The 8,810-nt window shown below is 42.7% G+C and carries 8 protein-coding genes; 6 read left to right on the plus strand and 2 right to left on the minus strand.

Translation table 11 applies throughout. From position 1 onward, the window contains the following. Window positions 1–233: 233 nt before the first annotated feature. Window positions 234–515, minus strand: a complete 282-nt coding sequence (gene rpmA / locus PHQ42_04525) for a 50S ribosomal protein L27 (GenBank protein MDD5071968.1) — start codon at window positions 513–515, stop codon at window positions 234–236. Window positions 516–816: 301 nt separating this feature from the next. Between rpmA and PHQ42_04530 the strand changes: the two genes are divergently transcribed. From PHQ42_04530 to PHQ42_04555, 6 genes are all read left to right on the plus strand, one after another. After that, window positions 817–1,185, plus strand: a complete 369-nt coding sequence (locus tag PHQ42_04530; protein ID MDD5071969.1) for a hypothetical protein — start codon at window positions 817–819, stop codon at window positions 1,183–1,185. A gap of 10 nt (window positions 1,186–1,195) precedes the next feature. Further along, entirely contained in the window at window positions 1,196–3,970 is a 2,775-nt protein-coding gene (locus PHQ42_04535) for an ATP-dependent Clp protease ATP-binding subunit (protein ID MDD5071970.1), read from the plus strand. A 534-nt stretch (window positions 3,971–4,504) separates the two neighbouring features. Continuing rightward, complete coding sequence (locus PHQ42_04540) at window positions 4,505–5,581, plus strand: MraY family glycosyltransferase (GenBank protein MDD5071971.1); 1,077 nt, start codon at window positions 4,505–4,507, stop codon at window positions 5,579–5,581. Between the two features lie 195 nt (window positions 5,582–5,776). Further along, window positions 5,777–6,286, plus strand: coding sequence for a DJ-1/PfpI family protein (locus PHQ42_04545; GenBank protein MDD5071972.1), 510 nt, complete (start codon window positions 5,777–5,779; stop codon window positions 6,284–6,286). Between the two features lie 6 nt (window positions 6,287–6,292). Beyond that, complete coding sequence (locus tag PHQ42_04550; protein ID MDD5071973.1) at window positions 6,293–7,195, plus strand: epoxyqueuosine reductase QueH; 903 nt, start codon at window positions 6,293–6,295, stop codon at window positions 7,193–7,195. 85 nt (window positions 7,196–7,280) lie between these two features. Beyond that, complete coding sequence (locus PHQ42_04555; GenBank protein ID MDD5071974.1) at window positions 7,281–8,012, plus strand: hypothetical protein; 732 nt, start codon at window positions 7,281–7,283, stop codon at window positions 8,010–8,012. 455 nt (window positions 8,013–8,467) lie between these two features. Here the strand turns inward: PHQ42_04555 and PHQ42_04560 are convergent. Next, on the minus strand, window positions 8,468–8,810 hold a 343-nt coding region (locus PHQ42_04560), incomplete at its 5' end, for a four helix bundle protein (protein ID MDD5071975.1).

An 8,810-nucleotide genomic window follows, 5' to 3' on the forward strand; every position in this document is an offset into this window, starting at 1 on the left:
TAGCTCCAGAGCGACCTTAACCTTAAATGGCGTTGGATGCTTGCGTTTGATATTACCCATAGATTTAGACTAATTATGCCAATATCTATATCTTAGCATACTGTCTAAATTTTGGGGTTAGGCTTAATGAAACATATGTCATTGTGAGGACCCAGCTAACCCGCGGGGATCCCTCGTAATAGCATAAAAAAAAGAGTGAAATTTATTCACTCTCTTTTTTTATGAAATAATTTTTATTTTTGCGGCAGGACGCTTACAATTTTTGTATTTTTCAGCTGATTGTTGAATTTTTTCAGCTTTTTTGTGGTAAATTTAACCATGCCGGCAACCGTGGCGAACAAAGTATCGTCATTGCCCTTTTTTACGTTCTGGCCCGGATGGTATTTTGTGCCTCTTTGCCGAATTATAATCGCGCCGGCTTTGGCGAATTGCCCGTCTGCCAGCTTAACACCCAATCTTTTGCTTTTTGAATCCCGGCCCAGCGCTGTGGAACCGCCGGCTTTCTTATGAGCCATGTTTTTAAAAATAAAATAATATAAAAAAATAAAAAAATCGCTTTTTATATTATTTTGTTATTTTCCCGCCACTTTATTATAATATTTGTGGGCGGGATCCCGCTTAAGCGGTGATAATATTTTGTTATTTTAATATAGCAAAGGGCGGGATAGCTGTCAAGTTGTTGTGGTAAAAATGTTAAATGTGGTATAATAAAATTGAATGAGATTCTTGAGATTCTTAGGATTATTAGGAGAATAATTGTTTACGTCCTAAGAATCGCAAGAATCGTAATAATCCTAATAATCCCAAGTCAAATTTATGCTTTCCAATAATCTCGGCCTATATGCGGGAAAAATTTTAATTGATTTACTAAGGGATATAATCTATTTCCCGCTTTGGTGGTACAGCCGCGGTTTAAAACAATTAACTGTAAGGTTAAAAAATTTTTTAGTAAACAAAGAAAAGTCTTTGGCGCTTTTTGTTTGGATAAAAAATATTTTTCGGCCGATGTATTCCCAGTATGACTGGGCCGGTATTTTAATCAGTTTTTTTGTCAGACTGTTTCAGATAATTTTTCGGGGTATTTTTATGCTGTTTTGGCTGGCCTTAGCGTTATTTATTTTAGGCCTTTGGCTTGCTCTGCCGGTCTTGGCAATTTATGAAATAATTTTTCAATTATTTTTATAATTGATAATAAATGGAAGAAGATTATACAAAAATGCAATTTATTGTCTGCCCGGCTTGCGGAGGAACGGGCGAAAAAAAGCCCGGGCTAAAGTGTTCGGCTTGCGCCGGTTTGGGCGTGGGCAGCTTTTTAGGCGGAAAATTTTTGTATTGGGGATTGAAATTAAGCAAAGCGGTGATAAACCTAAGGCATTTTAAAAAGAGCGTTGATTTGTTTATAAATATGGCCGCTTATGCGGTTGGTTTGGCCGGTTTAGCCGCTTTGGCTTTTTGGGTCTGGTCGTCGTCTGCCGGAGGACTGTCAGGAGCGGAGAAATATTTGGAACTTTTCAGTTTTTGGCGCTTAAAGCATTGGCTGATTTTGGTTTTTTGGATTAGCGTTTTGGCCGATATGTTCATTATTTATCGCTTAAGCCAAGAAGAGGCCAGCCATGAAAAAATAAAAAAATTCCGGGCGAACAGAGGAAAAGCGCCGGCAAAATTACCCAATAACTGGGAAGAGTTGAAAAAATTTTCCGCCAAAATTGATATTTCCCGCGCGGCCAGCCCGGAGGAGATAAGGGCCATAGAGGAAGCTTTTTTACTCGCGGCTAAAGCCGGACATGAGGAATTAGCGCCCTTACACCTGTTTTTTTCCCTGTTGCGGGACAAGGAAGTAATTTCTCTTTTCGTCCGCTTAAACGTGGACGGGAATAAATTGATAACGAAAATTAAAACCCAACTATTAAAACAGCCGGTTTTGGGGAAAAATGGCGATTTAAGCATAAGCGAGGAGGTAAAAGAAATTTTAATTGAAGCTTATGCTCAGGCCGGGGAATTGGGGCAAAAAAAGGTAAAGGCCTTAAACCTGATTTTACCCTGCCTGCGCCGCGATAAAAATTTGGCCGAGGTTTTGTATGATCTGGAAGTGGATGAAGACAAAATTAAGAATGTTATAGAATGGTTCAGGGTTAATGAGAGGCTTTTGGAGAATTATCAAAATTATAAAAAGGCGGCTCGCTTCAAGCCGGCCGGAACCATGGACCGGGCTTATACGGCCGTAGCCACGCCGGTTTTAAACCATTTTTCCCACGATTTAACCCGGGCGGCTAAGTGGGGCCGGTTAGGCATTTGCGTGGGCAGAGATAAAGAAATTGAGGATATTTTTCGGGTTTTAGAAAGCGGTCGGACTGGCGTAATTTTGGTCGGTCCCTTGGGCGCCGGGAAAAGGACTATAGCGGAAGGATTGGCCCAGCTGATGGTTGAAGAAGATGTGCCTAAATTTTTAAGGGATAAGCGGCTTTTGGAGCTGGATGTAGCCCGATTGGTAAGCGGAGCCACGCCCGCGGCCGCTCAAGAAAGGCTCCTGGTGATTATTGATGAAGTGAGGAGGGCCGGCAACATTGTTCTTTTCATAGAAGATATAGAAAATTTAGTGGGCATAACCGGGGGCGGAGAAGAAAGTTTGGAACTTTCGGAAGTTTTGGCGGACGCCTTAAATCGGAAGAGGCTTTTTTGCTTAACCGCGGCGACGGTTGAGAATTATTCCAAGTACATTGAAGGCAAGGCCTTGGGTAATATTCTGGCCAAAGTGAAAGTTGACGAGCCGGCCGGAAACCAGGCGATTATAATGGCCGAAAGCAAAGTAAGCCTCATGGAAGGCAAATACGGAGTTTATTTTTCTTATAACGCGATTGAGCAGGCGGTAAGCCTTTCCGCTAAATATATCCATGATAAATATCTGCCGGCTAAAGCCATAGAGATTTTGGAAGCCACTGCCGTCCGTGTTGGCCGCCGGGCCGCGAGCGATCCGGCAACTAGCCTTTGCGCGGCTGACGATGTGGCCGGGACTATCGGCGAGGTAACTGGCGTGCCCGTGAATAAAATTACGGCCGGGGAGAGCAAGCAATTATTAAATTTGGAAGAAAAAATTCATGAGCGCATGATAAACCAGGAAGAAGCGGTCGCGATTGTAGCCGCCAGTTTGCGCCGGGCCAGAGCTGCCCTTCGGGAAGGCAAGCGCCCGATTGCCAATTTTTTATTCTTGGGCCCGACCGGAGTCGGTAAAACCGAGTTGGCTAAAACCGTGGCTGATATTTATTTCGGCCATAAAGACTATATGATTCGGTTGGATATGAGCGAATACCAGCTCCCCGACAGCGTTAAGAAGATGATCGGGGATGTTGACGGCACGCGGGGATATTTGACCGAAGCCGTGCGCAAGCGGCCTTTTTCTTTAATTCTATTGGATGAATTTGAAAAAGCCCATCCGGATATTTTAAATTTATTTTTAGCCTGCTTTGACGACGGTCGGATAACAGACGGCCAGGGCCGGACCATTGATTTTACCAATTCCATTATTATCGCTACTTCCAACGCCGGTTCGGTTTTTATTCAGGACGAAGTTGCAGCCGGCACGGACATCACTGAAATAAAAGAGGAATTGATCAATAAACAGCTTAACAAAATAATGCGCCCGGAATTGATAAACCGGTTTGACGGCATTGTGGTTTTCAAGCCTTTGTCAATGGAAAATGTGGTAGAGATTACGAAGTTGATGCTTGAGGGCACAAAGAAAATGCTTGAAGCCAAGGGGATTGGTTTGCGCTCTGAAGAAGAGGGAGTTATTAAATTAGCTAAAGCCGGTTATGACCCGAAATTCGGAGCCCGGCCTTTGCGCCGGCTTTTGCAGGACAAGGTTGAAAATGAAATTGCCAATAAGATTTTGTCTGGCGAACTGGTCAGGCGGGACATAGTAGTGATAAATAAAGAAGGCAAAATTGAAATAGAAAAGGGGAGAGAGTTATAATTTGTAACATGGAACGCGTAATCCGTAACGCATAACGAATGATTATTTTCCCGCTTTTATAAATAAAAAAAGGACGCTTGGGGTAAGCGCCCTTTGGCTGTTGTGCTTTTTTGTCAGGCAGTGAGTTCCGAATAATTCATAAAAAGTGAATCAGGGGGAGGGGGAGTTTTCACGATACAGATGTAAATTTTTCCGGGGCAATTGAAGCGACTCCGGGCTTTCCTTTTTGCCATATCTATGACCGATACGACTCTTTTCTTCTGCCATTTTTTTGATACGACGACATAAACCGTCGTCGTTTTTGCCGCGGATTTTGACTCGGGAACAGGACGTGATTTTTTCATTTTTACTTCCCCTCTTCTTTAATGGTTCCTGGAACAAAGCCTGACACATTGCCGGTAAATAATTTTTGATTAATTTTTTTCCCCTTTCTTTGTGGTTTGTTTATTTTAAAAACAACGGAAATGCTCGCTTGGAGCATTTAATTTAATTGATTCTTTTTTTAGTATAAACTATTTTTAACAAAAAGTCAAGATGAGCGCAAATTATCTAATAATTTTTATTATTTCCATATTGCTTACGGTAATTTTTACTCTGCTGGTTAAATATCTGGCCGGCAGGTTTAAGATAGTGGATAAGCCGGGACCAGACAGGAAAATCCACAAAACCAATGTGCCTCTTTTGGGCGGATTGGCGATTTTTCTTTCTTTTTTTATAATGCTTTATTTCGCCCGGGAAAAACTTTTAGCCGGCAATTTGGAAATCCAGCATTGGCTGGGATTTTTTATTGGCGCCTGTTTCTTGATGATTGGCGGGTTTCTGGACGACAAATACAATTTAAAGCCGGGCTGGCAATTTATTTTTCCTGTCTTGGCCAGCTTGGCCGTGGTGGCCGGCGGCGTGGAAATCGGTAAAATTACCAACCCCCTTGGCGGTTTTTTATATTTAGATGAATGGAAAATGCCAATAATAAGCTGGAACGGAGCCATGCGCTATTTTGTGGTTTTGTCAGATACTCTTATAATCCTTTGGCTTCTGGGCATGATGTACACGACAAAATTACTGGATGGGCTTGACGGCCTGGTAAGCGGTTTTGGCGCGATTGGCGGGATTGTAATTTTTCTTTTCACTATCACGACGAAGTATTATCAGCCGGACATAGGCTTGGCCGCTTTGATTTTTTCCGCTTGTTGCCTGGGTTTTTTGTTTTTTAACTGGCATCCGGCCAAGATTTTCTTGGGCGAAGGCGGCTCTCTTCTCCTGGGTTTTATTTTGGGGGTACTGGCGATTATTTCCGGAGGCAAAATCGCCATCGCTTTGCTCGTTATGGGCATCCCGATTTTGGACGTGGTCTGGACGATCCTGCGCCGGTCGGCTGCGGGAAAAAATCCTTTTAAATTCGCGGACCGCGGGCATCTCCATTTCCGGTTGCTTGACTTGGGGCTGGGGCAGAGAAAAACCGTATTGATTTTTTATCTGCTGGCGGCTCTTTTTGGAGCGAGCGGCTTATTCTTGCAGAGTTTGGGAAAAATTTTTGCTTTGGCGGTTTTATTTATAATAATGCTGGTTTTAGTTATAGGGTTTAGTTATGTAGACAGGAGAAAAATATAAATTTTTACTACGAATTACGAATTAGTACGAATGTACGAATATTATATAAGATGTTTAAATGAGAATTCGTATATTCGTAAATTATTCGTAATTCGTAGGAGTAATAGTATGAACAAATTAATTTTATTTTTAATTCTATCTTTATTATTAACCGGCTGCGGATTAAAGTCGGAATTGAAACAGCCCCCAAAAAGTATGAACGGAGCTAAAATTTTAATGGTGGTGGCGCCGAAGGATTTTCGCGATGCCGAATATAGCGAGCCGAGAAAAGTTTTTGACGATGCCGGAGCGCAAGTCAAGGTGGCTTCTATCCAATCAGGAGTAGCCGTCGGAGCTGAAGGCGCCAAGGTTAATATTGACCTGGTGGCCGGCGAAGCCCGGCCGGAAGATTTTGACGCTGTGGCTTTTATCGGCGGACCGGGTATGGCCGAAATTATTAACGACGAGACTTTGGAGATTTTAGCCAGAAAGTTTTACGCGGAAGACAAAATTACCTCGGCGATTTGCGTGGCCCCGGCAATTTTGGCCCAAGCCGGAGTCCTTCAAGGAAAAAACGCCACTTCCTGGTCGGGAGTTCGGGAAATTTTAGAGAAAAACGGAGCTTCTTTTTTAGAACAAGCCGTGGTTGCGGACGGAAAAATTATTACGGCCGAAGGCCCGGAAGCGGCGCGGCAATTCGGCGAAGAGATTATAAAGGCTCTATAATAATTTATGGGAAAATTAGTTAAGTTTTATTTAGCACTTTGCTGGGCATTCGTTATTTTTATTCTGCTCACTACGCCTCTGCCGGCAGTCAGTGAACCTCAAGAAAAAATTAATGTTTTTGATAAAGGGGTTCATTTTATTTTATTTGGAGTTTTAACCTGGCTGATTATTCGGGCGGGGTTGGAATTTGCTAAAAAAAGTAATTTTAAAATTTCGGCAATCGCGGCTTTTGTTTTTAGTTTTATTTACGCCGTATTTTGCGAATATGTTCAGGTTTTTGTACCGGGTCGGGATTTGTCCGAGTTTGATTTGGCTTTCGGGGCTTTAGGCATGATTGCCGCTATTTTTGTTTATTTTTATTTTTTAAGAAAGACAAAACCCAAACTTTTTCTTCACGTCTGTTGCGCCGGTTGCGGGGCTTATGCGGCGCAAACTTTGAAAAAAGACTATAGGTTGGTTTTGTATTTTTATAACCCGAATATTTATCCGAAAAGCGAATATGAAAAAAGATTGGCGGAAGCGAAAAAAATCGCGGCTGAATATGGCCTTAAAATAATTTTTGAAAAATATGACCACGCGTCTTGGCTTGAAAAAATAAAAGGCCATGAAAAAGATTTGGAAAGAGGGGAGCGCTGCCGGATTTGCTATCAAGACAGATTAGAGAAAACTGCAAAAATTGCGAGAGAGAAACGCTTTGCTTTATTTACCACGACTTTAACAATCAGTCCGCATAAAGACGCAGGAATAATCAGCCGGCTCGGCCGGGATTTGGAAAATAAATATAAAGTAAAATTTTTAGATAAAGATTTTAAAAAACAGGACGGATTCAAAAAATCAGCTTTTTTAGCCAGAAAATTGGGTTTATACAGGCAGAATTATTGCGGTTGCGAGTTTTCGCAAAAAGGATAATATAAGTAAAAGTTGTATTTTTATTTTTTTGGGTTGGCTTGACTTTATTTTAAATTTATGCTATCGTGAATTTACGATGTTTGTTATGGAATATTTAAGGAAAACGTACATTCAAAAAAGGAGAAAGACGATGACAACAGGGTTGATCACGCCGACAGAAGGACAGGAAAAACAGCTTAGCAGAATCGTGGAGGACGCCGTAAAAAGAGCTCGTGAGCAGGTGGTTCTAGACAAGGACGCCATGCAGAGGCTTCTCGCTAACGGCGGAAAGTTTCAGAGCGACATAATCGTCTTGCTCGCCAAGCATTCGATCGCCGATAACAGGTTTGATCTCTTGACCTCGTTCGAAATCACCGTTCCCGAAGGTTACGACCACAAGACACAGCTCGCCACCTTCGCCTCGTACGCGAAAAAGGAAAAATTTTATTTTTATAACGAGGCGATCACCGACGATAATTTCGCCAACGCAACGGGGATATTGGTTCCGAGAAAGACTTATATGGTCAAAATTTTCGGTATAAAAAAAAGAGTATCCTCGGAAGATTGTCTGGTGTTTCTCGCTACGCAGATGGCCATTCTGGTCGGAGCGCAGGGCCTTTCCCTGGTCCGTCAGCTCAAGAAAGACGAATTCCCGGTCGGAAAATGGACGGCATCATTTGATAAGAAGGACGCTCTCTGGGAAGATGCCGACGGCAACCGCAGGGTGCCGTGCATGGACCGGCACTCGGACGGCGACTGGGGCTTCGACCTCGGCGGCTTCGAGCATGACTGGAATGGCGACTACTGCCTCTTGTGCCTTTGCGACTTGAGCGCTTAGACGCTTAAGTCACTTAGGATTCTTATCTCTTAGATTCTTAGGACCTTTGTTCTTTACGAAGGTCCTATTTTTTTATATAATAATATTAAACAGAGATAGATGTGCGGTTAAGGCTTCATGTCATCTAGTACTCGTAAGGAAGGTAGCGAGGAATTCATCGGATAAAATCTTATGAATGAGCGCGGTCCTTATGAAAAAAATAAACAAGTCGGTGCGGCGTGTTAATGAGTATTAAGACTCAGGATAAAATACAAGAGTCGACTGGCGTTGATTCTGGTGAAAAAGGAACGCGCGTCGTACATATTATTTGGCTCTGCCGACGGCAACCGCAGGGTGCCGAACATGAACCGGAACTCGGACGGCGACTGGAACTTCAACCTCGGCAACTTCGAGAATGACTGGAATGGCGACTACTGCCTCTTGTGCCTTTGCGACTTGTTTTGTTTTCCCGCTTGTTAGCGGGTTTTTTCTTGCAGACTCTTCTTCCAGCCGCCAAGCATGCGGCCGACTTCGTCAAGGGACAATATAAAGGAGCCATAATTGTTATGACTGATAATTTTATGTTCCCAGCCTATTTGCAGTAAGAATTTTAAAAGATCATTTTTGCCGGTGGCCTGCGACACGAGCGAGAGTTTCTCGAACTTATCATGAGCGAAAGAAGCCCTGAAAATAAGCTCAAGAAAAGACAGGAAGTTTTCATCAATCTTTGATCCGATCGTGCAGCGGTCAAGCCGATTGAGATTAATTAAATTTTTGTGCCAGATTTGATAAATTTCCTTAGCCTTTATAAGTACAAGT

Source organism: Patescibacteria group bacterium, assembly GCA_028711655.1.
Classification (GTDB): domain Bacteria; phylum Patescibacteriota; class Patescibacteriia; order Patescibacteriales; family JAQTRU01; genus JAQTRU01.

Bases quoted from the DNA above. Each gene is read 5' to 3' on its own strand.
- PHQ42_04535 (MDD5071970.1), top strand. From the start codon at position 1,196: ATGGAAGAAGATTATACAAAAATGCAATTTATTGTCTGCCCGGCTTGC.
- PHQ42_04545 (MDD5071972.1), top strand. From the start codon at position 5,777: ATGAACGGAGCTAAAATTTTAATGGTGGTGGCGCCGAAGGATTTTCGC.
- PHQ42_04540 (MDD5071971.1), top strand. From the start codon at position 4,505: ATGAGCGCAAATTATCTAATAATTTTTATTATTTCCATATTGCTTACG.
- PHQ42_04550 (MDD5071973.1), top strand. From the start codon at position 6,293: ATGGGAAAATTAGTTAAGTTTTATTTAGCACTTTGCTGGGCATTCGTT.
- PHQ42_04530 (MDD5071969.1), top strand. From the start codon at position 817: ATGCTTTCCAATAATCTCGGCCTATATGCGGGAAAAATTTTAATTGAT.
- rpmA (MDD5071968.1), bottom strand. From the start codon at position 515: ATGGCTCATAAGAAAGCCGGCGGTTCCACAGCGCTGGGCCGGGATTCA.
- PHQ42_04555 (MDD5071974.1), top strand. From the start codon at position 7,281: ATGGAATATTTAAGGAAAACGTACATTCAAAAAAGGAGAAAGACGATG.